The following is a 24,228-nucleotide window of genomic DNA, read 5'->3' as shown; positions in this document are numbered from 1 at the left end:
AACTCCTTCAAAACAAAAACAAAAATTCAAAATATATTTCAAAAGAGAAAGTATATACTTTTATTCCCTTCCTTTTGATATGTAATTCTTCTCTCTGTCATCATATCATTAAATTGTGAAGTATCAAACTATTCTTTTTGAAATAAAGAAAGCTTTTGAATGGAGGATATGATGAAAAGACTTTTAAACGTTTTACTCACTTGCCTTCTTACGGGAACAGGCGTTATTATTTTAAATCATTCTCATGTTGTAACAGGAGGCACTGCAGGTTTGTCGTTAAGCTTGGCGTATCTTTCCGACGTCCCTTTTACGATTTTATTTTTTCTTATTAACATTCCCTTTTACATTTTTTCCTTTTTTAAAATGGGCATGAAGTTTACAGTTACAACAATTTGTGCTGTAACACTGTTATCTTTAATAACAGCTGTTAACCCCATTCTTCCTCCTTTTGAGATTCCAAGCATCGTCGGGGCTGTAATTGGTGGAGCAGTAATTGGCCTCGGATTATCCCTTCTTTTTATAAATGGAGCTTCTCTTGGTGGATTTAATATTGTAACTCTTTATTTTCAAAAACAATTTCAACTAAACCCCGGAAAAGTAAATTTTTCACTTGATTTTGTTGTTGTTTTATTGAGTATGTATAGCATCGGAATTTTCAAAGGGCTATGTTCCGTTGTTTCTATTGCTGTGACCTCTTTTATCATAGGCTATTTCAAACGTCAAATCGCAGCTAGTAGCAAAGAACAAGCTATACAACCTTCGATAAAAATGCCTTTTCAACATAAAGCAGGAGCTTAAAAAACCGAGCACAAAATGCGGCTCGGTTTTTTCTTATTTTTCGCAATATTTATGATAGCTTTCTTCAAACTGCTTGAGCTCTTTCTCATTGAAAATACGCTGCACATATAAATTCAAAAGTTCTTCATCTGTTAAGGGAGCATGAGATGATTTGGTGATTTGTTCTCCTGAATACTCGTAGGAATGTGTTTTCCCTTCATATTCAAAAAGATCCCATCCTGTTCTCGTTGCATATAGCTCACGATTTTTTGTTAATACATCAAAACCACCGCGAATTTTTCCTTCTTCAACTTCTGTTTTAATCATAGGAACGCCAGCATAATCTTCATGATATGTTGTAGATAGCAAAGCAAAATTCTCTTGGACAGTTTCTCTCAATTTTTTTATATCTTGCAATTCTAACATGTCTTATCACCTCTGTTACAGCATTTCCCCTATTACATTTAACTTGAAACCTTGCAATGCGCTAGGGTTACTTTGCGAGGCTTCTCTTCCATGTAACAATGACTCTTAGAAGAAAACAGGTCTATATCAATAAGGTGAAGCTTTGAAATGAGTTCTTTTATTCTGAAGAAGTAAATTAGAAGTATTATCGGGTAAGGTAGTTAAGGTTATACTGTTTTTCATATCGAAGAATCGAAATAAAAATGACTCTATAAATAAATAAAAGCGAAGGAAATATATTTCCTTCGCTTTTATCCATAATTTTATAAAATTATGCTTTAACTACGTTAGTAGCTTGAGGTCCGCGGTTGCCTTCTTCAACGTCGAAAGTAACTTCTTGACCTTCTTCTAAAGTTTTGAAACCTTCGCCTTGGATAGCTGAGAAATGTACGAATACATCGTCTCCACCTTCAACTTCGATGAATCCAAAACCTTTGTCTGCGTTAAACCATTTTACTTTACCGTTTTGCATGAAAAAATCCTCCTAAATAACTGTACCTATATGTACAATATCCTATTATAACCATCTACTTATAATTATAGTCAATTAAAAAAGCTGCAACAGAATTTGGAGATTTAACCTTGCTATCCCCTCTTCAGTTACAGCTTATTTAAATCTCTATATTATTAAAAGTAAAATGGTTTAGATAAACTATAACACGTTAACCAAAAAAAAGCAAAAAATATCGCAAACTTTTTTTAAAAATGTAGAATTGTGCCTGTTTCTCTAAAGGTTCATGAGACAATCGTCCAAAAACATAAAATAGAATGACCAAGAACATGGAGGTGAATAAATGGGTGTTGTAAAAGCAACAAATGCACATATCGATCTTCTCGCTCGCTTACTTAGAGCAGAAGCGGAAGGTGAAGGACAACAAGGAATGCTTCTCGTTGGAAATGTCGGTATTAATCGAATTCGTGCAAACTGCTCTGATTTTAAAGGGCTTCGGACAATCCCTCAAATGATTTATCAGCCACATGCTTTTGAAGCTGTGACACACGGCTATTTTTATCAAAGAGCACGTGAAAAAGAAAGACGATTAGCTCGTCGCGTTATCGGCGGAGAATATTTATGGCCCGCTCGGTACAGCCTCTGGTATTTCCGCCCTGAAGGAGATTGCCCAGCAACATGGTACGACCAGCCGCTTGTTGCTCGCTTTAAGAGTCACTGCTTTTATCAACCAACAGCTGAAACATGCGGAAGTGTGTTTAGTACGTTTTAAAAACAAACTAAAAAGCTCAAATACAGCAGTTTGAGCTTTTTAGTTTTCTTTACTGTTATTCTTCCCTGTATGTGTCTTGATTTGCTTGTTGAATAAATGAACTAACAGGTCCTCTTGAACAAATGCAAAGCTCGTGCATTGCTCTTGTACAAGCAGTATAAAACAGATTTCTCTCAAACTCTTTCGCGTACTTATGAGAAGATGCATCATAAACAATCACAGCATCAAATTCAATTCCTTTTGCTAAATAAACAGGTAAGACAATCGTTCCTTTTTGAAAAGAATAGGTTTCCTCATCCATAAGCTGAACGTGAAAAAGACTCTCTAATTTTTCATAAGCTTCGCGACTTTCTCGAGCTGTTTTACAAATAATTGCGATTGTCTTATGCCCCTTATCAATAAAACCCTTCACATAATCAGCAATTTTCATATGATGAGAAGAATCGTCAACTTCGCTAACAAGAGGTTTTGGTCCTCTTCTGTTAAAAGGTTCTATCTTCTGTCCTTCGTGGATTAACGGCTTTGTAAACTCCACAATTTCTCTTGTTGATCTATAGCTTTTTAAAAGCGTCATTTCCTCTCTTTCTTCCTCTTTATAAAGAGTCGGTGACAGCAATGTTTCTCCATTCATCGCATGAGCATAAATCGCCTGATTTTTATCTCCTAAAATCGTCATTTGGCACCTTGGGAAAAGCTTTTGAAACAGCATAAGCTGAAACGGCGAGTAGTCTTGTGCTTCATCAATGAACAAATGTTGAACAAGAAGGTTGCGTCTTTGTCCTTGAAGCTTTCCGAGGAAATATATATATGGAGCTGTATCTTCATACGGAAGATACTTTTTACGTAAGTTTTTTAAAGTATAAGCTTTTATTTCCTCCCAATTTTCTGGAACAGGAAGCCCATTCACTTTGAATAATTGCTTATAAAGAGCAACATCATCAATAAATCTTAATTTTTTCACTGCCGCTCTTAGCGGTTTAAAATACTTTTTAACAATCTTTCGAGAAAGTCTCTTTTGCTCTCGTTCAAAATCATTAAACGTATTTTCTGAGAACTCCGCTTCTCTTTGGAGCTGATCATAGACATTCACGTAATCTTCTGTTTCTAAAAGTTCACTTTCCTCTAGTGCCCATTCTTCTTCCCTTTCTTCTCTTTCTTTCTTTGAAAGCTCTGTTAAAAGCCACTCGACAACAAGGTTAATTCGATTTGGAATAGATATTGAAGAATCAAGAGAATAAAAGTAAGCTTTTATTTTAACAGCATGAATGAGCATTCTACCGCGAAAACGAATATGTTTAAAAATCATATCTCCTTCTTTAAGATGGTCAATGTAAGCATCAATAAGCTTTTGAAACGAAAGCGTTGCTTTATATTGAATGCCTGCTAACTTTGCTTCATAAAAATCATTTTTCTCATATGTTAAAACATATTCAAGCTGTTTGAATGGATTTTCTATTTTAAAACGACCGCCAATCTCTTTTTCAACATACTCACGATATGTGGTTTGTTTAACATTATCTTCCCCAAGCTCTGGAAGCACTGTACCAACATAGCTGCTAAAAAGCGGATTTGGGGAAAAGAGCATAAGATTTTCAGCTGTTAAATGGTGAAGATGACGATATAATAAATATGCTACACGTTGAAGAGCAGCTGATGTTTTCCCACTTCCCGCTGCACCTTGAACAATTAAATAGCGACTTTTTTCATTTCGAATGAGCGCATTCTGCTCTTTTTGAATCGTAGCCACAATCGTCTTCATATGTGTTGAAGCATTGTTTCCAAGCACTTCTTTCAATAATTCGTCCCCTATTGTTACTCCTGTATCAAACATACTTGTGATTCTACCGTTTTTTGTAATGAATTGTCGTTTTAACAACATAGAGCCTTCAATAGTTCCCTCGACTGTTTCATACTTAGCATAGCCTGGTGAATAATCATAATAAAGACTTGAAATAGGAGCTCTCCAATCATAAATAAGAAAGTTTTCTTGCTTTTCATCCATTAAAGAAGAAATGCCAAGATACACAATATCTTTGTCTTTCTCTCCATCTTCTTGAAAATCAATTCGACCAAAATACGGAGCATCTTTTAATCTTGATAAAGTTTTAAATCTTTTATGTAACTGACCGTGAGTTCGCTCCCGCTCTGAAAGCATTTCAGCCTGTTGCTTTATACTTGCTAACGTTTCAACAGCATCTTCATCATTCTCAATGTTTACTGTCACATCATCCCAAAACGTTTTGCGCAAATGGACAACATCTGTTTTTAAGTCTCCGGAATAAGAAGTAATCGTATTAAGCTGACGTTCAATTTCCTTTTTTACTCTCTCTATTCTCTTTTCTTCAAATTTACGTTCTTCACTTTTTTCCATTTTGTTCTCACGCCCTTAAAAAGTTTGACATTTAGATAAACTTATTATATAATTAAATTGGATAAGTTTATAATAATATATATTTAATGTATCCTTACCTATGATAACCTATTTAGACTATATTAACAATAAGCAAATGGCAGAACAGCGCTGTTCTGCCATTTTGATTTTTCCTACTAAATAATAAACTCGCGAATTAGTTTCTTATTCCCTCTTAATCTTTGTATTATTTTCTCTCTTTTGCCTAACGTAATCCCTAATATAGAAACTTTATCATCTTTAACTTGAAAATCTCGATTACTTGTTTAAACTCAAGACCAACATCTTGTGACCAAATCTTTTGCTATTGCTGCTATCATACTCTAATATTGAAGCATCTCCAATATCTTCCTCTCTTTTTAACTCTTCTCTTATAGAAAGACTCTAGGCCCCTTTTAATTCCTCAACTTTTAAAAAAAGGTACCGATATAGTTCCTTAAATGGTAAAATGTTGTGTAATAATAACGAAAATTCTAAAAAGTCGTTATTATTATTTTAGAAAGGAGCGTAGCAATGAATCCATCCGAAAATATGTCAACAAAACGTATCACAAGCAATATTTTTAAAGGCTCTGTCGGGAACTTAATTGAATGGTATGACTGGTATGTTTACTCAGCTTTTGCTATTTATTTTTCTTCTCAATTTTTCCCTCAAGGTAGCTCGACAAGTCAACTCTTAAACACAGCAGCCATTTTCGCTGTTGGGTTCCTTATGCGTCCGCTTGGAAGTTTAATTTTTGGACGCTATGCAGACAAGTATGGGAGACGAGCTGCATTAACGCTTTCCATCACAATTATGGCAAGTGGATCTTTGATTATCGCGTGTACACCGAGTTATGAAAGCATTGGAATATTTTCTCCTATTATCTTAGTATTGGCTCGTCTTCTTCAAGGGCTTTCACTTGGAGGAGAATATGGAACATCTGCCACATATCTCTCTGAGATGGCAAGCAGCGGACGCCGTGGCTTCTATTCAAGTTTTCAATATGTAACTCTTGTTGGTGGGCAAATGACCGCACTTGGCGTGCAAATTATTCTTCAAAATACGCTTTCTGAAAGCGATATGCTTGCTTTTGGATGGAGAATTCCGTTCGTTATTGGTGCTATTGGTGCCCTGAGTGTTCTTTGGCTCCGCCGGACAATGGATGAATCTGAACAGTTCACTAAAACAAAAGAGAAATCAAAACATCCTAAAGAAGCAGGAACGTTAAAACAACTAATGAAACATCCTAAAGCAGTCTTAACGGTTGTTGGACTAACGCTTGGTGGGACGGTTGCTTTTTATACATATACAACATACTTACAAAAATTCATGATTAACACAACAGGATTAGAAAAAGATGTTGTTAGTATTATTAACTTTGTTGCTCTTCTCGTTTTCATGATTTTACAGCCACTCGCGGGAGCACTTTCTGACAAAATTGGACGTCGCCCTCTGCTTATGTTTTTTGGAATCGCAGGAACGATTTTAACAGTCCCGCTTTTCTTTCTTCTCCAAAAGACAAACAGTCCTATCATAGCTTTTCTACTTATGATGGGGGGGCTGATAATGGTCACAGGCTACACGTCCATTAATGCCATTGTAAAAGCGGAACTTTTCCCAACAGAAATCCGTGCATTAGGAGTTGGCTTCCCGTACGGAGTCACAGTTGCCGTATTTGGTGGAACAGCAGAATTTATTGCCCTTGGATTAAAAAATGTTGGAGTTGAATCCCTTTTCTTCTTTTATGTTGCAGGATGTATCGCTATCAGTTTTCTTGTTTACTGGCGAATGGGTGAATCTTCTAAAAGCTCTTACATCGAAAAAGAATAAACATAAAAAAGCTTTGAGCTCAATTGCTCAAAGCTTTTTTGTTAATATAGTCGCTTTTCATAGCCTTCTTGAAGGCTTTTTTGAATGCTTTCTTCTGTGGTATTAGGAAGCTTAACATGATGTGCTAATATTTTAGCTGCTGATGGATATTTTTTAGGCCAATGTTCAGGTTCCCAAAGAGAAGACCTCTTAAAGGCTTTCGCACAATGAATAAAACATTCTTCAACTTCAACTAAAATACCGATAAGCGGGACTTTTCCTTCTACTTCTAGTTGTTTAAGTAATTCTTCATCTTTTACTAAAGTTGCTTTTCCGTTTACACGTAGGGTTTCTCCCATTCCTGGGATAAGGAACAGGAGGCCAACGTAAGGATTTTTTAAAATGTTACGGAGCGAATCCATTCGTTTATTTCCTCTTCGTTCAGGAATTAATAAATAATTGTTATCTAAAATAGAAACAAACCCAGGTGAATCACCTCGTGGAGAGGCGTCACAACAACTCCCATTTGAAGAAGATAAGATAAGAAACGGTGACCGCTCAATAAAATCACGACAGTGTTGATCAATGTAATTAATCACTTTCTTACGAGCCATTTCATTTGGTTCACCAATAAGAGCTAAAAGCTCTCTTTCTGTCTTAACTTTCTGCGAGAAAAGCAACGTCATAAACACTCCCCCTTCACTTCCTCATTTTAACAAAAAAAGACCCTAATAATTAGGATCTTTTTTGTTAATCTTGATTTGTTAATAAGATAGGACCTTCTTTTGTAATAGCAATAGTGTGTTCATATTGAGCAGATAGCTTGCCATCTACAGTTCGCGCTGTCCAACCATTATCGTCCATTTTCGCCTGCCATGTTCCTTCATTAATCATTGGCTCGATTGTAATAACCATTCCTTCTTTTAAGCGTGGACCTTTTCCTTTTGGACCGTAATGAGCAACGTGGGGTGGTTCGTGAATTGTTGGTCCAATGCCATGACCTGTGAAATCTCTTACAACAGAAAAGCCTTCTCCCTCTGCATAAGACTGAATAGCGTGGCCAATGTCACCTAAACGATTCCCTGCTTGTGCTACTTCAATTCCTTTATATAAAGATTCTTTTGCAACTTCTAAAAGATGTTTTGTTTTTTCATCTGTATTTCCAACTTCATATGTCCAAGCAGAATCCGCTAGACTTCCGTTTAAGTTTACAACCATATCAATCGTAACAATATCTCCATCTTTTAATGGTTGTTTGCGCGGAAAACCGTGACAAATCTCATCATTAATAGATGCGCATGTTGCATATTTATAACCTTTGTATCCTTTTTGTTCAGCTGTTGCCCCATGCTTTTTTAGGAACCCTTCAACAAAACGTTCAATTTCTAACGTTGTTACGCCCGGTTTAATCATTTTTGCAATTTCTTTATGACAAGAAGCTAACAGCTTTCCCGCTTCATGCATTAAGTTAATTTCTCTCGCTGATTTTAAAGTAATCATTCTCATAACTCCTAACTCATGAATTAAATTCACATTTCTTTTGTAGCATTGCTTTACTTCATTTGTCCGTACGCAAAGATACATCTTTACTATATTAACATATGCTTTACAGAAACATAATACGGGAAGCCTTATATTTTGAGATTTTGTTTTCCTCTGCTTTTTTGGTCTTTTATAGTATGAGTGAGAAAAAGAGACCGCAACCATTTATTTTATTCTTTTTTAATACAGTTCAAAATTGAAGTGAATTAAGTAAAGTTGTTAAAATATACATATAAAAGCAAACATGAAAATTTCTTCAAATGAACTCTAAACACTGAACAAAGGAGATGGAGAGCATGAGTGAGAAAACATTTATTATTTCAGCTGGAAGAAGTGGGTCAACAGCTCTTTCTAATTGCATTAACATGCACCCACACCTTTTAAGCTTATCAGAATTTTTTATGTCGATTCATTTTCAAGCAAGTCAAGAAGATAAGTGGATTGGCCTTTCAGATAAGGTATGGGATGGAGAAAAGTTTTGGAGCTTTTTATCTGAAAAAGCACCGAACCTTATTCCTTTCTATATGAAGAAAGGTGTTTCATTCAAAGAATTTCTGTACAACATAACTGAAACGTCAAAATTCAACGAAAAAACAGGCATACCTGGGATTATGTCAATGCCATTGCCACACATTACAAATGATCCTGATTCTCTTTTTGAGGAAATGGAAACCGTTGTTAAGCATTTTCCTAAAGATCATCTTTCAAATCAATATAATCGGTTATTTTCCTGGCTTTTAAACAAATTTCAAAAAGAGGTATGGGTTGAACGCTCTGGTTTATCCATTCTCTTTGTAGATCGACTTCTTAAGATGTTTCCAGATGCAAAGTTTGTTTTTCTGTATCGAGACGTCAGAGAAAATATTATGGCATTTAATCGTTTTCAAGGATTTAAGCTTGGCATGGCATTTAAACAAGCTTTTGAAGAAACAGGCTTAAAGCCATCAGATCATAACACCCGACCTGAAGATTTCGGGGACCTTTCATGGCTTCATCCAGATCAGTTTAGTGTTGAAAAATTAAATAAATTTGAGATTCCTTTTCAAACGTTCGGTGCTGAGCTCGCTTCTGCTGTTCTTCACACAGAGGAAATACTTGCTAAGCTCCCTTCTCATCAAGTGCATCACCTGTGCTACGAAAAGCTTGTAAAAAACCCCAAAGACAACTTAAAACAACTTATTACATTCATAAATAACGGCTGGGATGAGAAAACAGACGATATTTGGGTCGAAAAAGCAGCACCAACATTCCGCGCCAAGCCTGATACATGGCCAACTCTACCAGAAGAAAAGAAAAAAGAACTACAAAATATTTGTGAACCAGCGTTAAAAAAACTCAACTATACGTAAATAAAAAGAACTCCTACACATATTGTGTAAGAGTTCTCTTTTTATTTTGTTTGACTTTCAACAGTGTTTGTACCAAAGTATTTTTGAGAAAGTTTTTCTAATGTGCCATCTTCTTTAAGTTTCTGGAGCTCTTTGTTTACTTTTTCTCTTAACTCATCGTTATCTTTTTGGAAAGGAAATGCAGTTGCATCCTCATCAATTGGCTTTCCAACAAGCTTTGCTTTGAAATCATGTTTATTAATTTCAGCTGAAAGAACAGAACCTGAGTTTACATATCCGTCAATACGGCCCAATTCAACATCGTTCATTGCTCCTTCACGCGTTTCATACGTTTTGATGTTAAGGTTCATTTTATTTTTTGTATTATACTCTTGAAGCTTTTCAACATGGTTAGAACCTAAGACACCAGCAACTGTTTTTCCTTTTAAATCATCAATTTGAGTTACGTTCTTATTATCCTTGCCTGTAACAATTTGTGTTCCAATATAAGAGTATGGATCAGTAAATTTATACATTTTTTCACGCTCAGCTGTTACTGCTACCGCATTTGCAACGGTATCAATTCGACCTGAGTTCAGCTGTCCCATTAGACCACTAAAATCTGTTTTTGTCCATTCTACTTTGTATCCAAGATTTTTAGCAATTGTGTTCATTACCTCTACATCATAACCAACAAGTTTACCATCTTCTTGATATGCGTTGGGAAAACTTTGACCTGTTGCTCCAACTTTAATTACTTTTTCATCCGAACCTTTGCTTTTCTCATCTGAAGAATTTCCGCACGCAGCAAGTGCAACAGATAAGAGAACTACAGTAACAAGCGTTAATAGCTTTTTCATTTAATGAACTCCCTTCTTTCACCTAAAATACCTTTTAAAATTTCTTGATCTCTTCATACTATGTGCTCTTTTTTTCTTTTTATAATACGTCAAGAAGCTTCCCCATTGTTTGACTTCTCTCAAGCTGTTGAATTTCATCTACTATTTTCACTGTTTTTTCTTCATCTTGCAAAGCACTGGACATTTTCTCTTGTAGTTCTTCAAAAGTTAATCCATTTCCAGGCGCTCCTTTAGGAAGATCAACACGTTCTGTGAAAGTAGCACCGTTTGCTTCAACTTCAACAATTGTAAAGCGACCTTTTGGAACTGCAGTTGGCGAAGGCTCTACGTCCTCTCTATACACCCTCTCAATACGAGGTAAAAAAGTTTTGATGCTAGAATCAATGCATTTATTTTTAAAATTTTCTAGTCCAAGTGCTTTTTTATGTAAAGCAAGCGCCACAACGTACTCAACGCTAAAGCGACCTTGTTCACCAGTTTGCGGATTTTGTTCTACAAGTGCAGCATCTCCTCCTTTCGGAAAAGAGATTTTAACGTTTGTCACATCTTCTATACGAAATTCATTTTTATATGAAAGCCTAACAGCAGCATCTGCTGCATGATGAGCAGCAGAACAAAATGGATAAATCTTAAACCAAAGACCTGGTGAATAAATTTTCCACTCTTCTCCCCAACGTGAGAAGAGAAGAGCTGAAGGAGCAGGATCTTCCCCATAGAGAGCAAAGAAACCGCTATCGCCATCTAATGCGCTTTTTGTTCCTCCAAAATTGATTTCTGCAAGTTTTAAAGCTTGCAAAGCATTACGTGCTGCAAATCCTGCATGAAGGGGCTTTGTTTCTGTTCCAAACTGAGCCCTCATTCCCCCCGTCTGCGTTGCTGCAAAGCCGATAACTTTTTGAAATGTTTCTACAGAAACATTTTTTAAATATCCACATGCTATACTTGCAGCAATTGTTCCAAGCGTTGCTGTATTATGCCACCCTTTAATATAGTGATCACTGCCAATGGCTTGCCCTAATCTCGCCATAACTTCTACACCTATCACATAAGCACTCAAGAAACGTTCCCCACTTACATTTTCACAAGAGGAAAGAGACAAAAGCGCTGGTAAGATAACAGTGCTTGGGTGCCCTCTTACATCTGAGTGAACATCGTCGTAATCAAGCGCATGACCGAGAAAACCATTTATTAAAGCACTTTGCAAAAAGTTTGCTTTTTTGTTCTGACCGATAATGGGGACGTTCTGATAACCGCCCTCTTCTTCAATAAGTTTTAACAGCTTTTGAACTCCTTCGTCATCTCGGGCTGCAAAGCTTGAAGCAAGATAGTCAATTACCCCAAGCTTCGCCATTTCTAGCGCTCTTTTATCTTTAAGCGGGTATGAAGAATATACAAGCTCGGATAGTTTTTTTGTTATTTCCATGTTTCTAGCACTTTCAATGCTAAATTGGCAAAATAGGAAGATGCAACTTCAAGCGCACCTTCTTCCAATGTAAAGGCTGGATGGTGCCATTCTTGGGTACCATTTGTACCCATCCATACAAAGAAACCTGGAATTTTCGTTTGATATACAGCGAAGTCTTCTCCACCTGGGCTTTTTTCTGCTTCCACTGCTTCATACCCTAACTCAATAGCTGCCTCTTTTGCAACTTCAGCAAAGCGAGCATCATTCTGAACAGAAGGCAAATATGGGTACCAACGAAATTCAGCTTTCGCTCCATAGCCTGCTGCAACTCCTTCAACTGTTCGCTGCATAAACTCTGGAATTTTCGCCCGTGCATCATCTTGGAATGTTCTTGCGGTTCCTTCAAGTTTCACTTTATCAGGAAGGACGTTCCATGAACTTCCTCCATGAATAGTACAAATACTTACAACCGCATTTTGCAACGAGCTTACGTTTCGGCTTACAACAGATTGCAAACTTGTCACAATAGAGCTTGCTGTCACAATTGAATCAATACTGCTATTCGGGATACCTGCATGACCGCCAACACCAATAACGTCAATTTCAAAACGATCAACACTTGCCATTAAGGCCCCTTCGCGTACGCCTACTGTTCCAACTGGAAGATCTGGTTTGTTGTGCATACCAAAGATAGCTTCTACTCCTTCAAGCGCTCCTGCTTCGATGACTTTCTTGGCACCAGAAGCTATTTCTTCTGCTGGTTGAAAAATAAAACGCACAGTCCCTTGCAGTTGATCTCTCTTCTCTTTTAGGAGAAGAGCTGTTCCGATAATTGAAGCAGTATGAAAATCATGGCCGCAAGCATGCATTACCCCATCTACTTTAGATGAGAATGGAAGGTTTGTTTCTTCTTTTATAGGTAATGCATCAATGTCTGCGCGAATCGCAATCGTTGGTCCTGGCTTTGTACCTTTAATTTCTGCGATAACCCCGACTTCAAGGTTTTCAAAAGGAAGAATATCAATCTCCCCCTCTTCTAACCAGCGACGAATTCGTTTTGTTGTCTCAATTTCCATCATAGAAAGCTCAGGATGTTCATGAAGTTCACGACGCATGTTTGTAAGCTGTTCTAAAAGCTTTTCATTTCCTTTTTGAGGTGAAGTCACGTTCTTCATTCCTTTCCTTTTTGTTTATTGACTACCAACTTGCTGTAAGAATTTTTTGGTACGTTCATGTTTTGGGAAGTCAAAGATTTCCTCTGGTGTTCCTTGCTCAACAATATGGCCATCCGCCATAAAAATAACCTTGTCTGCTACTTCACGCGCAAAGTCCATTTCATGAGTTACAATTAGCATTGTTGTTTGTCTTTCTGCGATTTCTTTAATAACCGCAAGCACTCCAGATACAAGTTCAGGGTCTAGAGCTGATGTAGGCTCATCAAACAAAAGAGCATATGGATCAATAGCAAGTGCTCTTGCTATTCCAATTCGCTGCTGCTGTCCCCCTGAAAGTGTAATAGGGTAGCTGTCCGCTTTATGAGCAAGGCCAACTTGTTCTAAAAGATTCATTCCAATCTCATTCGCTTCTTTTGGTTTCATTTTTTTCGTTATAATAAGTGCCTCTGTTACATTTTGAAGCACTGTTTTGTTTTTAAAAAGATTGTAATGTTGAAAAACCATCGCTGTTTGCCTTGTTAAAGCATTCGCTTCTTTGCGACTATATCTCTCTGCATTCAGCTTAACATCCCCAATTTGAATTTCTCCCCTATTAGGAGTCTCAAGCAAGTTCAAGCAGCGAAGAAACGTTGATTTACCAGAACCAGAAGGACCGATAATTGCAACAACTTCTCCTCGCTCAACTTCTAGACTTATTCCATCTAGAACCGTTAAATCTTTGAATTTTTTTACCAAGTCTTTTACAACGATCAATTGTTACACCTCCTAGTTTCGGTACGGTTTCCCAATGATTTTTTCGATTACAGATTGAACAATACTGTAAATAATTGTTAATAACCAATATAAAATAGCAATTGCTAAATATGTTTCAAGGTAACGAGCAGATGCAGACGCTAAAATCTTACCTTGTGCAAAAAGTTCTGTTAAGCCTAGTGTAAATGCTAGAGACGTTTCTTTTAACAATCCAATAAACGTATTCCCTGTTGCAGGAATTGCATTTCTCGCTGCTTGTGGTAAAATCACTCTTCGGTATGCTTGAAACTTTGTCATTCCAACAGATGTACATGCTTCAAGCTGCCCTTTATCAACAGAGTCTAACCCTGCGCGAAAGATTTCAGCTAAATATGCGGAATTCTTCACACTTAGACCAATAATGGCAGCTGTTAGAGCTTGCATTGCCTGCAGTCCCGGAAAAATCTGTGGAAGTCCATAATAAATTAAGAAAAGTTGCACAAGCGTTGGTACCGCTCTAAAGAATGAAATGTATAAGCTTGCTAACTGATGCAAAACAGGGATTTTACTCTTTGTAATAAGAGCAAGTACAAGTCCTACAATAATTGCAACAATCATCGAAACTACGGCCATTAACAATGTAACCGGAATATACGGGATAACGTCCGGAAAAACGTTAATGAAATAATTTAAATCAAAATTCATATTCCACACCACCTTACTTCTCTAAATAACTTTTTTATTTTTATACTCTATAAAGATTTACTGAAAATCTTCACGAAGCTTCTTAACTAAATATACGGTAATATGTCCTTTTCCTAAGTCTTGTGACCCTGCCTTTTTATATCCTTTGCGCTCATACATTTCAATAAGCCAAGGATGTTTGTCAGCCGTTCCTAAAGAAACTGCTGGACATTTTAAGGTTTCGCTTAGTACCGTATTTTCTAACCATTCCATCATTAAGCTTCCAATGCCCTTTTTACCATAGCTTGGATCTACTGCAAACCACCAAATATGCGGATATTCAAAGGGTCCTGGCTGAGGGCCCCAAGGCATCCTAAGTGAAGCTGTTGCAATAATGTTTCTATCTTCTTCCAACACATAACACATATTATTTCGAACGTTTTTCTTCACGAATGCAAGGTCTGCTGTTGCTGCCGCAAAGTTAATTCCTAGCTCTCGAATTGGCTCATATGCTCGAAGTGTTAAGTCTAAAAGCTTCTCTGCATCTTCTTCAGTTGCTAATCGATAGTTTCTCATTTTGTCACCTCAGCATCTTTTAAAATCAATTAGAAGCATAGCGATTTTTAGGTTCTTTTAACCCAAGATGATCACGAAGTGTTTTACCTTCGTACTCTTTTCGATATACGCCTCTCTCTTGAAGAATCGGAACGACTTTTTCAACAAAGGTTTCTAAGCCTTCAGGAAGAAGTGGCGGCATAAGGTTAAAACCATCACAAGCTTCTCCTTCAACCCATTCTTCCATTTTATCTGCAAGTTGTTCTGGTGTACCAATGAAGATATGATGTCCACGTGAACCTGCTACAGACTTATATAATTGTTCTAATGTAAGATCATCTTTTTCAGCCATTTTCTTAATAAGTTCATAGCGACTTTGGACACCGTCTACTTTTTCAATATTCAAGTCAGAAAACCGACTTTGGAGTGGATATTGAGTTAAATCAATGCCACCTAAGTAATTGGATAAAATACTTAATCCAAGCTCAACAGGAATTAGATCTTGAAGTTCTTGATATTTAGCATGTGCTTCTTCTTCCGTATCACCAATAATCGGGAAAATCCCAGGCATAACAAGAACTTCATCAGGATTTCTACCAAAAGAACGCACTTGCTCTTTAATTCCCTTGTAGAACTTTTTAGCGTCTTCGATATTGTTTTGGGCTGTAAAAATCACTTCAGCAATTTGCGCTGCCAGAGCCTGTCCTGCCGGCGATGAACCAGCTTGAATAATAACTGGATATCCTTGAGGAGCACGGGCAATATTTAAAGGACCTTGAACAGAGAAAAATTCACCTTTATGTCCAAGCTCGTGCATTTTATCTTCATTAATAAATTTACCGTCTTCTTTATTGCGAATAAACGCGGATTCTTCCCATGAATCCCAAAGACCTTTTACAATTTCCACAAATTCTTCTGCACGCTCATAGCGCTTGTCATGTTCAAGGTGCTCGGTTTTACTGAAGTTTAGACCTGTTTGAGGGATAGAAGATGTTACGACATTCCATCCAGCACGTCCACTGCTTAAATGATCTAAAGAAGCGAACTGTCTTGCAATATGAAAAGGTTCGCTATACGTTGTAGAAGCTGTTGCAGCTAAGCCAATATGTTTTGTTGCCCCTGCCATAGCTGTTAAAAGGGTAAGAGGCTCAAAGCGTGTAATAATATTTGGATGAGAATTTTTGTTAACAGATAAGCTATCAGCTAAAAATATCATGTCTAATTTCCCTTTTTCAGCTGTCTGAGCTAAATTGATTAGATAAGGGAGATTCATTGCTCCATCCTCAACTGCTTTCGGATGTCTCCAAGATGCGATATGATGGCCAGTACCAGCAAGAAACAGGCCAACTTTTATTTCTTTTTTGTTACTCATAACAACGATTTCCTCCTATAAAAAATTTACGTTTAATCTTTTTATAAACAAAAGTTAAAGGCACTCATATGTTCAATTTTTCACTTTATATTTTGTATACTTCCTTAGGTTATGTAGAAAAATGAACAAGTAATCATATTGAATTCGAGATATTCAGTCTTTTTAAAGCCTTTACTATATAATAAAGGCTTTAAAACCAAGTATTCTAATAAGTATTATCAACTTTAAAGTCCTTCCTATAATTTATATGACAGACCCTCATCTGTCAAACAAAAATTATTGCAAAAGTCTCTTGTTCCTTGAAATTAACGCTTAATGATTGATTATACCGATAATATTAGTCGGGTTCAACGATTTAACGCTAATTTTTCGATAAATTTCGACAAAGAAAAAGATCATTTTATTCTATTTATTTTTTCATTAGTTTCTTTAATAATGTTAGAAAAAGAGCTTTATTTTTGTTTTCTTCTATAACAGGACTTTCTATATAAGAAAATTTACGTTTAAAAACTGCTTCTTTCACAGGAAGAATCGCTATCCTTTCCTCCTTTTTAAGAGCATATGTAGATAACATGGACATTCCCATTCCGTTCAACACCGCTTCTTTAATAGCTTGATTACTGCTCATTGTAATAAATGCACGGGCTTTTAAACCGTTAGAATCAAGCACATGTTTTAAATACTCTCTTGTGCCTGATCCCTTTTCTCGCGTAATCCACGTTTGATTTTGCAAATCTGACAAAGAAAGATTTTTTTGAGTCAGAAACAAACTGTTTTCCTCTACAATAATAGAAAGCTCGTCTTCTGAAAATGGCGAAATCTGAAGTTCAGTATGATTGATTCGGCCTTCAATAAGGCCAATGTCAGCTTGAAAAAGTCGTACATGTTCAGCAATTTGTGCTGTATTATCAATAAGTACTTCAATTTCTACATGTGGATATAGTTGATGAAATTCACTGAGTAACTTTGGTAACACATACTCACCAATTGTAAAACTTGCCCCGATCGTTAATTTACCTTGAACAAAGTGATGATGTTCGTAAATTTCTTGTTTTGCTTGTTTGTATAAATGAAGAATTTGCTTTGCTCTTTCATAAAGCATTTCTCCCGTAGGAGTTACTGTAACCATTTTAGGCGTTCTTTTAAGAAGTGTTGTTTGAAATTCTTCTTCAAGATTTTTAATATGTAAACTTACGCTAGGTTGAGAAATCCGTAGTTTCTCGGCTGCTTTTGTAAAATTTCTCTCCTCGACTACATTAACAAATGTTTTCAAAGCATCATAGTACATAACTTCCCTCCTATTATTAAAGAAACTAATCATTACTATCATTTACATGTATTTTACTTATCCTTTTCCTTTACGTAAAGTTAATAATAGCTAAAAGAGGAAAAAGCAGCATTTATGGATAAGAAGCGTTTATTTTTTAATAAGGACAAAGAAAAACTCCCCTGTACGACCGTTACTTTTCCTTGGTTTATCATTGGATTTCTTATCATGAGTTTTCTCAATACGCTTGGGCTTTTTACAGAAGAAACAAGATTCTATTTGCAAACAATTGCTTACTTGCTCATTTTCATGGCTATGGGAGCTCTTGGATTACAGGTCAGAATAGAAACCCTCATAAAAAACGGGAAGAGTGCTTTCTTTGCCTGTTTGTTCGATTCTTTCGTTTTATCTGTTGGTGGGTTTTTCATCGTTTTTTGGACTTATTGATCTGTATTTCATAGGTCACATTTAAAGTATGTAGTATAGAAAAGAAGGATCATATACGATCCTTCTTTTCTATACGCTTTTCTCGCTTCTCTCCTCAGCCGCTTTTTCTATAATTACAATGCCTTTTACACCTATAAATAATATACGCAAAGAGAGGAAAAAGATTGTTTTTAGGAATATTATATAGTTCTTAATAACTATCATAAATAATTATCACTTTAAATCTTTCGTTACAAACCACTTGTTCACTCGAGAAGAAATGAGCTTTTTTATACATTTAATTCCTTATTCGTAGATCATAATACCCCCGCCACCCCCCTCGGAACAATCCCCTTAATTGTATAAATATGCTAAATGTCTCTTGTGAAAGAGTTTCTTCCTTTGCTACGATTGTTTCTGTTGTCTTTTTTCATTTTTTTCTATTTAAGATAACATTTTGAATTTTTAAAAGGAGAAATACAATGAAAAACTACTGGTACCTTTTTTATCGGCCCTCAGCCTTCTGGGAGCAGAACAAAGTAATCAAAAGTAAGTGGGCTATGTTTCTTCTATTATTAAATGCGGGCTTTACGGGTGTTGGTTTTTATGGAGTTGTTTTAACTCTTGCCCTCGGCTTTTTTCTTTATGGTTTTATGATGCTTGGTGATGTTTCTGAAATTAGTTTCCTTTTTATTCCACTGAGCTTTCTTGTTCTATTTTTAATCTCCTGGCTCATTGCTTTTATCATTTCATATGTCATAGGATTTTCCACTAAAACGGTCTCAAAGTGGATAGGTGGGAAAGGCAATATGCTACAAGACCATCGCAAAACTTATTTATTTAGCATGTTAACTTATTTACCATCAAATATTGCCTTGCTTATAGTAGCAGTCTTATCTACCATTCTTTTCTTACAAAACCCAGAACAAGTCTATGTAGAACGTGATTTTACATTTTTACCTGTACTAATCGGGATATGGATCATTTTACATATTGTAGCAAGTATATGGTCAATTTTTGTATGGTGTATTTCTATTGGAAGAGCTGAAGAAATGTCAGCGTGGAAAGGATTCCTTACGATTATTGTGATGACAATTGGATTATGGATCATCTTAATGATTGTTGTATTTATTCTTTCGATTGCTTCAATCCCTTTCTCTTCTTAAAAAATGAAGATAAAACGTTAGGAGAGAATACATAGGCGAAATTATCTGCGCATTTTTTCAAACAGCGTACAGCTTTTCACCATTATACAAAAAAAGAAAAAGCGACGTTATGTCGCTTTTCTTTTTAATATCGCTAGTTTAGTCCATATTCTTTTAACTTATTATATAATGTCCCTCGCGATATCCCTAATAAGTTCGCTGCTGCACTTTTATTGCCATACGTTTTCTTAAGTGCTTCCTCAATTAGAACAGCCTCATTTTTCTCTTCATTTTCTTCTACTTCCTGTTCATCTTCTGGCAAAGAAAAACCTTCTCTCATGTTATGTGGAAGGTAACTAACACTAACATGATCTCCATCACAGAGTAAAATAAATCGCTCGATAACGTTTCTAAGTTCTTGGACATTTCCAGGCCAGCTGTAAGTATGCAACACTTCCATGACTTCTTTGGAAATTTCAGGTGCTTTTTTCTTATATTTTGTACTGAATTCTTGCGTAAACTGCTCAACAAGTTCTTGAATATCGTCCTTACGTTCGCGAAGCGGTGGAATATAAATATTCATAACTGTTAAATGATAATAAAGACTTTCGTTAAACTCTCCATTTTGCATCATTTCTTCTAAGTTTTGAGATGTTGATGCAATAACACGCGTATTTTCTGAAAGGGTTACAGGTTCATTCTCCCCTACACGATAAAAAGCCTGATCATCCAAATAATTTAAGAACTTTTGCTGAACATCGAGCGGCATTTTATCAAGTTCTTCAATAAACAGCGTTCCATTAGATGCCTGTTGAATTTTCCCTTCTTGAGTAACCTGTTCATCTTCAGTAAATGTTCTTTCTTGATATCCAAAAAGCTCAAACTCTAGAAAATTCGGAGGAACAACTGAACAATTTAAGGTTATAAAAGGTCCTGTACGTTTTGAACCACCATAATGAATAGCTTGAGCAAGCATCTCTTTTCCGGATCCAGATTCCCCTGTTAAAAGAACAGGAATTTCTGCATATGCTACTTTTTGAGCTACTTTTAGCGCTTGATGAAGATCTGAATTAGTGCCAACAATGGACGAAAAAGGTTTGGGCTTCTGAATTAAGAGCGGAAGCGAAGAATCTAGCTCTTCATTTAACCGAACCATCTGCGTAATATCCTGCTCTGTTGCAATACCACCGATAATCTGATTCTGGCTTGTAATTGGGGATGCATTAATAAGGACATGATTATCGCTGTTCGGCCTGTGGTAGGTTCCTCGAACAGGACGTCCTTCATTTAAAATCCGATGCAAAATGATAGAATCGGACTGAAAATGCTCACCTATCTTCTGGCCAATAATATCTTCTCGCCTAATCTTATATGTATTTTCAGCGGCTGTATTCCAACAAACAACGTTTCCATCTCGATCAACAGCTGTCACAGCATCATTAATCGTTTCAGCAAGCGTAAAAAAAGCATTTTCTAAATTCTCGTTTCTTCGTTCCAATGTTTTAATCCAGGAAGTTGCGTTTATGATGCCTTTTATTTTTCCTTCCCTGTTTGAAACAAGAACAGGGCGATTCCACTCTTGATCGTTTAATGAAAGTTCTTCTTCTACATAAACAGGAGATGATGGCCATTCTGTTTGTTCAATCCATTGTTTTACTAATATATCATCACCCGCAAGGAAATGGCGTTCATTGTGAGAGATAACATAGTACTTCTCTCCTTCAACGACAACGAACGAATATTCTGTTAGTTTATTTTTTATCTCAGAGATGTCTTGATCCAAAGAAGTAATAAGGAAAGACGCGTGAAGATTATTTTGTTCAAATTCGAGCATATGAGATTCCTTTCATTCTATATTTTTCACCTAATATATATATGTGATGCTATGCTTAATCTTATTTTGAGCGTTTTTCTCTTACAATATAGAGAACTCGCTTATTTTAATAATTCTAACATTACATAAGAAATGAAGAAAGTTTTGTAATTTTAGCATAACAAATAATTACGAAAGGAACCAATATCTCTCTAATAAGAAAAGTGAATGTATTGAAGTAATACGAATGGAACAAGAATTTTTCGGGAGAAAATGAAGGTTATAAATGATGATTATATAATAGAAGAAAAAGATGCATTATTTAGAAGGGTGTTTTTTTCGCTGTTGTTTTAATGTAGGCAATTCTTTCGAAAAATGACACCCTTATTTTATTTATTTTGAGAAGAATCCTTTAAGAGCGAATGCCACATTTTGCGGTCTTTCTGCTAGACGGCGCATAAAGTAGCCAAACCAGTCTTTTCCAAAAGGAACATAAACGCGCACTTTATATCCTTCTTGAACTAGACTTAGCTGAAGCTCTGAACGGAATCCATATAACATTTGAAATTCAAATTGCGTACGAGGAATATTATACTTTTTGACCATTTCTTTCACTTTGTCAATAATATTATGGTCGTGAGAAGCAATAGCTGTATAGCTTCCATTTAATAGATGTTCTTCAATAATGCGTACGTAGTTTTTATCAACATCCTCTTTGTTTTGAAAAGCAACTGTTGGAGATTCTTGATACGCTCCTTTCACAAGGCGTAACGGAACTCCTTTCAAATCTTTTACATCTTGCTCTGCTCTGAACAGATATGATTGAATAACAGTCCCAACGTTATCATATGTTTCTCGCAGTTCTCGTAAAATATCAAGTGTCATTTGACAATGAGCATAGTCTTCCATATCAATTCGTACAAAGTTATTATACTGTTTCGCTGTGTCCAAAATACGACGCATATTATCTAAACAAAAGCTTCGGTCAATGTCTAGTCCAAGCTGCGTCATTTTAACAGATAAGTTACAGTCTACCCCATTAGCGGCCATTGCCTCTAATGTTCGTACGTTATATTGAGTGGCTTCTGTTGCTTCTTCTCTACTTGAGACGAATTCACCTAAATGATCCAACGTGCAAACTAATCCTTTTTCATTAAGTTCACGGACTTTTTTCATTGCCCCTTCGATTGTATCTCCAGCAACAACTTGCCCAGCACCAAATCGAAGTCCCCATTTTTTAGCTGCTTTATTTAGCACTCTATTTTGTGAAGCGTGAAGAAACACATTTTTTGATACATTTGCTAACATATGATTCTCTCCCCTCTCTATGTTCCTTACACTTTTTTAATAAAGGAGAGCAAAATGCTCTCCTTCTTCTTAATTAAAGAGTTACACTCGTTGTTTTAGCTTGTAGGTGAAGAATTAAATAATCAGGGCCGCCTGCTTTTGAATCTGTACCAGACATATTGAAACCACCAAATGGATGGTAACCAACAATCGCTCCTGTACAACCTCTATTAAAATAAAGGTTCCCAACGTGGAATTCCTCTTTCGCACGTTCAATATGGCTTTCTGTATTTGATAAAAGAGCTCCTGTTAAACCATAATCTGTGTTATTTGCAATCTCCATCATATGATCAAAGTCACGCGCTTTTGAGAAAGCAACAACAGGGCCAAAAATTTCTTCTTGCATAAGACGCGCTTTTTCATCTACATCTGCGAAAATTGTTGGTTCAATAAAGTAACCTTCTGAATCGTCTCCTTTACCACCAATCATTAATCTTCCTTCTTCTTTTCCAATTTCAATATATTTTGAAATCTTATCAAATGAAGCTTGATCAATAACAGGACCCATATACGTATTTACGTCTTCTGGATTTCCTAATGTTAATGTTTTTGTTAACTCAACTGCTTTTTCTAATACTTCGTCATACACATCTTGATGTACAACTGCGCGAGATCCTGCTGAACACTTTTGTCCAGAGAAGCCAAACGCAGAGTAAACAATAGAAGAAGCTGCTAAATCTAGGTCTGCATCACGGTCAACAACAACAGTATCTTTTCCGCCCATTTCAGCAATAACACGTTTTAGCCAAATTTGGCCAGGATGTACTTTTGCAGCACGCTCATAAATACGGCAACCAACTTCACGAGATCCTGTGAAAGATACGAAGCGAGTTTTTGGATGATCTACAAGATAGTCACCTAACTCTGCGCCGCTTCCAGGAATATAGTTTAGCACACCATCCGGAAGGCCTGCTTCTTTCATTACTTCAATGAACTTCGCTGCAATAACAGGAGTGTTGTTTGCAGGTTTAAGAAGCACTGTGTTACCAGTTACAACGGCAGCAGCTGCTGTTCCAGCCATAATTGCAAATGGGAAATTAAATGGAGAAATAACGATTCCAACCCCTAATGGTACATAACCAAATGAGTTTTTCTCTCCTTCACGGCTTTCAACAGGAACACCGTCTTTTAGTTTCAGCATTTGACGAGCGTAAAACTCTAGGAAATCAATTGCCTCAGCTGTATCAGCATCAGCTTCTTTCCATGGTTTACCTGCTTCTTTCACTAAATAAGCTGAAAATTCATGTTTGCGGTTACGAATGATAGAAGCGGCTTTAAATAGTACTTCTGCACGTTCGGCAGGATCAACTTTTTTCCATGTTTTAAAAGTTTCTAGTGCTACTTCCATTGCTTTTTCCGCTAGCTTTTGATCCGCTTTTGAAACACGACCAATAACTTCACTCTTGTTTGCTGGATTCACAGAAACGATCTTGTTTTCTGTTTCAATTTCTTCCTTACCAATAACAAGTGGATAATCTTTTCCAAGAGATGATTGAACAAGCTTTAAAGCTTCTTGAAACTGTGTCTTATTTTCCTCTACCGTAAAATCTGTAAATGGTTCATGTTTGTATGCTTTGATTTCTGTATTTGTTGTCATTTTATTCTCTCCTTTTAAACAGTCAATTTTGTAAAACCACTTTCATAACAAATTACGTGTAAAGCCATCTCTTTAAAAACATCTTTTGGAGTATATCTCCTCTTTAGTTATCTGACTTTTTATAATTTATTAAATTTTCTATGCTTTATTATAAACATATTCATTTTCATTTGTACACACTTTTTTAACAAAAATGTTCATTTTTTTATTTTTAAACAAAAGTGTTCAAAAATTATATACCAATTAACCCCTTTTTCTAACATTATCTTCTATAGAAAAAAGGATCTTAAAGAAAAAAATTGCCTTTTAAATCT

At 36.1% G+C, this 24,228-nt stretch carries 22 protein-coding genes; 6 read left to right on the top strand and 16 right to left on the bottom strand.

All coding sequences use genetic code 11. The features are described from left to right. The first annotated feature begins 171 nt into the window (after window positions 1–171). Window positions 172–798 carry a YitT family protein gene (locus B9N79_RS07865; RefSeq protein WP_085118102.1) on the top strand — a complete coding sequence of 209 codons (627 nt, stop codon included), beginning with the start codon at window positions 172–174 and terminating at the stop codon, window positions 796–798. Window positions 799–831: 33 nt separating this feature from the next. Here B9N79_RS07865 and B9N79_RS07860 read toward each other — a convergent pair whose 3' ends face one another. Both B9N79_RS07860 and cspD read right to left on the bottom strand, forming a co-directional pair. Further along, complete coding sequence (locus B9N79_RS07860) at window positions 832–1,203, bottom strand: hypothetical protein (RefSeq protein ID WP_040057925.1); 372 nt, start codon at window positions 1,201–1,203, stop codon at window positions 832–834. 310 nt (window positions 1,204–1,513) lie between these two features. Next, window positions 1,514–1,714: a cold-shock protein CspD gene (gene cspD / locus B9N79_RS07855; RefSeq protein WP_019395360.1), complete on the bottom strand. Its 201-nt coding sequence runs from the start codon at window positions 1,712–1,714 to the stop codon at window positions 1,514–1,516. A 322-nt stretch (window positions 1,715–2,036) separates the two neighbouring features. Between cspD and B9N79_RS07850 the strand changes: the two genes are divergently transcribed. Then, window positions 2,037–2,465 carry a cell wall hydrolase gene (locus B9N79_RS07850; protein ID WP_040057926.1) on the top strand — a complete coding sequence of 143 codons (429 nt, stop codon included), beginning with the start codon at window positions 2,037–2,039 and terminating at the stop codon, window positions 2,463–2,465. Window positions 2,466–2,520: 55 nt separating this feature from the next. Here B9N79_RS07850 and helD read toward each other — a convergent pair whose 3' ends face one another. Next, complete coding sequence (gene helD, locus B9N79_RS07845; RefSeq protein ID WP_040057927.1) at window positions 2,521–4,836, bottom strand: RNA polymerase recycling motor HelD; 2,316 nt, start codon at window positions 4,834–4,836, stop codon at window positions 2,521–2,523. A 552-nt stretch (window positions 4,837–5,388) separates the two neighbouring features. On the opposite strand from helD, the gene B9N79_RS07840 reads away from it, so the two are divergent. Then, window positions 5,389–6,687 carry an MFS transporter gene (locus B9N79_RS07840; RefSeq protein ID WP_019395357.1) on the top strand — a complete coding sequence of 433 codons (1,299 nt, stop codon included), beginning with the start codon at window positions 5,389–5,391 and terminating at the stop codon, window positions 6,685–6,687. Window positions 6,688–6,728: 41 nt separating this feature from the next. Here the strand turns inward: B9N79_RS07840 and B9N79_RS07835 are convergent, their stop codons facing one another. Both B9N79_RS07835 and map read right to left on the bottom strand, forming a co-directional pair. Continuing rightward, window positions 6,729–7,352: a pyridoxamine 5'-phosphate oxidase family protein gene (locus B9N79_RS07835; protein ID WP_040057928.1), complete on the bottom strand. Its 624-nt coding sequence runs from the start codon at window positions 7,350–7,352 to the stop codon at window positions 6,729–6,731. Between the two features lie 64 nt (window positions 7,353–7,416). Continuing rightward, window positions 7,417–8,166, bottom strand: coding sequence for a type I methionyl aminopeptidase (gene map, locus B9N79_RS07830; protein WP_019395355.1), 750 nt, complete (start codon window positions 8,164–8,166; stop codon window positions 7,417–7,419). Between the two features lie 338 nt (window positions 8,167–8,504). Here map and B9N79_RS07825 point away from each other — a divergent pair, with 338 nt between their 5' ends. Next, window positions 8,505–9,557: a sulfotransferase gene (locus B9N79_RS07825; protein WP_040057929.1), complete on the top strand. Its 1,053-nt coding sequence runs from the start codon at window positions 8,505–8,507 to the stop codon at window positions 9,555–9,557. Window positions 9,558–9,598: 41 nt separating this feature from the next. Here the strand turns inward: B9N79_RS07825 and B9N79_RS07820 are convergent, their stop codons facing one another. From B9N79_RS07820 to B9N79_RS07785, 8 genes are all read right to left on the bottom strand, one after another. Next, the gene (locus B9N79_RS07820) at window positions 9,599–10,396 is read right to left on the bottom strand and encodes a transporter substrate-binding domain-containing protein (RefSeq protein ID WP_040057930.1); all 798 of its coding nucleotides are present in this window, start codon (window positions 10,394–10,396) and stop codon (window positions 9,599–9,601) included. A 79-nt stretch (window positions 10,397–10,475) separates the two neighbouring features. Then, window positions 10,476–11,819, bottom strand: a complete 1,344-nt coding sequence (locus B9N79_RS07815; RefSeq protein WP_046217089.1) for an MmgE/PrpD family protein — start codon at window positions 11,817–11,819, stop codon at window positions 10,476–10,478. Further along, a complete protein-coding gene (locus tag B9N79_RS07810) occupies window positions 11,810–12,976 on the bottom strand; it encodes a M20 peptidase aminoacylase family protein (RefSeq protein WP_040057932.1) in 1,167 nt (388 codons plus the stop codon). Before B9N79_RS07810 ends, B9N79_RS07815 begins: the two co-directional genes overlap by 10 nt. Before the next feature lie 15 nt (window positions 12,977–12,991). Further along, window positions 12,992–13,729 (bottom strand): amino acid ABC transporter ATP-binding protein, encoded by a 738-nt coding sequence (locus B9N79_RS07805; protein ID WP_040057933.1) that lies wholly within the window; start codon window positions 13,727–13,729, stop codon window positions 12,992–12,994. A gap of 12 nt (window positions 13,730–13,741) precedes the next feature. After that, on the bottom strand, window positions 13,742–14,413 hold the full coding sequence (locus tag B9N79_RS07800) for an amino acid ABC transporter permease (RefSeq protein WP_019395349.1): 672 nt from the start codon (window positions 14,411–14,413) through the stop codon (window positions 13,742–13,744). Between the two features lie 57 nt (window positions 14,414–14,470). Further along, window positions 14,471–14,968 (bottom strand): GNAT family N-acetyltransferase, encoded by a 498-nt coding sequence (locus B9N79_RS07795; protein WP_040057934.1) that lies wholly within the window; start codon window positions 14,966–14,968, stop codon window positions 14,471–14,473. A gap of 25 nt (window positions 14,969–14,993) precedes the next feature. Next, entirely contained in the window at window positions 14,994–16,319 is a 1,326-nt protein-coding gene (locus B9N79_RS07790) for an LLM class flavin-dependent oxidoreductase (protein ID WP_019395347.1), read from the bottom strand. A 409-nt stretch (window positions 16,320–16,728) separates the two neighbouring features. Further along, a complete protein-coding gene (locus B9N79_RS07785) occupies window positions 16,729–17,607 on the bottom strand; it encodes a LysR family transcriptional regulator (RefSeq protein WP_019395346.1) in 879 nt (292 codons plus the stop codon). A 114-nt stretch (window positions 17,608–17,721) separates the two neighbouring features. Between B9N79_RS07785 and B9N79_RS07780 the strand changes: the two genes are divergently transcribed. Together B9N79_RS07780 and B9N79_RS07775 are read left to right on the top strand one after the other, a co-directional pair. Next, complete coding sequence (locus B9N79_RS07780) at window positions 17,722–18,033, top strand: putative sulfate exporter family transporter (protein ID WP_046217088.1); 312 nt, start codon at window positions 17,722–17,724, stop codon at window positions 18,031–18,033. A gap of 461 nt (window positions 18,034–18,494) precedes the next feature. After that, window positions 18,495–19,178 (top strand): YIP1 family protein, encoded by a 684-nt coding sequence (locus tag B9N79_RS07775; protein WP_046217087.1) that lies wholly within the window; start codon window positions 18,495–18,497, stop codon window positions 19,176–19,178. Window positions 19,179–19,311: 133 nt separating this feature from the next. Here the strand turns inward: B9N79_RS07775 and B9N79_RS07770 are convergent, their stop codons facing one another. The 3 genes from B9N79_RS07770 to pruA form a co-directional block, all read right to left on the bottom strand. Further along, on the bottom strand, window positions 19,312–20,991 hold the full coding sequence (locus B9N79_RS07770) for a sigma-54 interaction domain-containing protein (RefSeq protein ID WP_046217086.1): 1,680 nt from the start codon (window positions 20,989–20,991) through the stop codon (window positions 19,312–19,314). A gap of 372 nt (window positions 20,992–21,363) precedes the next feature. Beyond that, entirely contained in the window at window positions 21,364–22,278 is a 915-nt protein-coding gene (locus tag B9N79_RS07765; RefSeq protein ID WP_019395341.1) for a proline dehydrogenase family protein, read from the bottom strand. A 73-nt stretch (window positions 22,279–22,351) separates the two neighbouring features. Continuing rightward, window positions 22,352–23,914, bottom strand: a complete 1,563-nt coding sequence (gene pruA / locus B9N79_RS07760; RefSeq protein WP_040057938.1) for an L-glutamate gamma-semialdehyde dehydrogenase — start codon at window positions 23,912–23,914, stop codon at window positions 22,352–22,354. Window positions 23,915–24,228: the final 314 nt, after the last annotated feature.

It is taken from the genome of Priestia filamentosa (assembly GCF_900177535.1).
Lineage (GTDB): Bacteria > Bacillota > Bacilli > Bacillales > Bacillaceae_H > Bacillus_I > Bacillus_I filamentosa.
Note: the sequence above shows the minus strand (reverse complement) of the source record. Positions and strands in the feature narration are given on the sequence as shown.

Coding starts and splice junctions, on each gene's coding strand:
- B9N79_RS07865 (WP_085118102.1), top strand. CDS start 172: ATGAAAAGACTTTTAAACGTTTTACTCACTTGCCTTCTTACGGGAACA.
- B9N79_RS07800 (WP_019395349.1), bottom strand. CDS start 14,413: ATGAATTTTGATTTAAATTATTTCATTAACGTTTTTCCGGACGTTATC.
- B9N79_RS07780 (WP_046217088.1), top strand. CDS start 17,722: ATGGATAAGAAGCGTTTATTTTTTAATAAGGACAAAGAAAAACTCCCC.
- B9N79_RS07860 (WP_040057925.1), bottom strand. CDS start 1,203: ATGTTAGAATTGCAAGATATAAAAAAATTGAGAGAAACTGTCCAAGAG.
- B9N79_RS07820 (WP_040057930.1), bottom strand. CDS start 10,396: ATGAAAAAGCTATTAACGCTTGTTACTGTAGTTCTCTTATCTGTTGCA.
- B9N79_RS07790 (WP_019395347.1), bottom strand. CDS start 16,319: ATGAGTAACAAAAAAGAAATAAAAGTTGGCCTGTTTCTTGCTGGTACT.
- B9N79_RS07785 (WP_019395346.1), bottom strand. CDS start 17,607: ATGTACTATGATGCTTTGAAAACATTTGTTAATGTAGTCGAGGAGAGA.
- B9N79_RS07840 (WP_019395357.1), top strand. CDS start 5,389: ATGAATCCATCCGAAAATATGTCAACAAAACGTATCACAAGCAATATT.
- B9N79_RS07835 (WP_040057928.1), bottom strand. CDS start 7,352: ATGACGTTGCTTTTCTCGCAGAAAGTTAAGACAGAAAGAGAGCTTTTA.
- B9N79_RS07815 (WP_046217089.1), bottom strand. CDS start 11,819: ATGGAAATAACAAAAAAACTATCCGAGCTTGTATATTCTTCATACCCG.
- B9N79_RS07825 (WP_040057929.1), top strand. CDS start 8,505: ATGAGTGAGAAAACATTTATTATTTCAGCTGGAAGAAGTGGGTCAACA.
- B9N79_RS07765 (WP_019395341.1), bottom strand. CDS start 22,278: ATGTTAGCAAATGTATCAAAAAATGTGTTTCTTCACGCTTCACAAAAT.
- map (WP_019395355.1), bottom strand. CDS start 8,166: ATGATTACTTTAAAATCAGCGAGAGAAATTAACTTAATGCATGAAGCG.
- pruA (WP_040057938.1), bottom strand. CDS start 23,914: ATGACAACAAATACAGAAATCAAAGCATACAAACATGAACCATTTACA.
- cspD (WP_019395360.1), bottom strand. CDS start 1,714: ATGCAAAACGGTAAAGTAAAATGGTTTAACGCAGACAAAGGTTTTGGA.
- helD (WP_040057927.1), bottom strand. CDS start 4,836: ATGGAAAAAAGTGAAGAACGTAAATTTGAAGAAAAGAGAATAGAGAGA.
- B9N79_RS07795 (WP_040057934.1), bottom strand. CDS start 14,968: ATGAGAAACTATCGATTAGCAACTGAAGAAGATGCAGAGAAGCTTTTA.
- B9N79_RS07810 (WP_040057932.1), bottom strand. CDS start 12,976: ATGAAGAACGTGACTTCACCTCAAAAAGGAAATGAAAAGCTTTTAGAA.
- B9N79_RS07775 (WP_046217087.1), top strand. CDS start 18,495: ATGAAAAACTACTGGTACCTTTTTTATCGGCCCTCAGCCTTCTGGGAG.
- B9N79_RS07770 (WP_046217086.1), bottom strand. CDS start 20,991: ATGCTCGAATTTGAACAAAATAATCTTCACGCGTCTTTCCTTATTACT.
- B9N79_RS07850 (WP_040057926.1), top strand. CDS start 2,037: ATGGGTGTTGTAAAAGCAACAAATGCACATATCGATCTTCTCGCTCGC.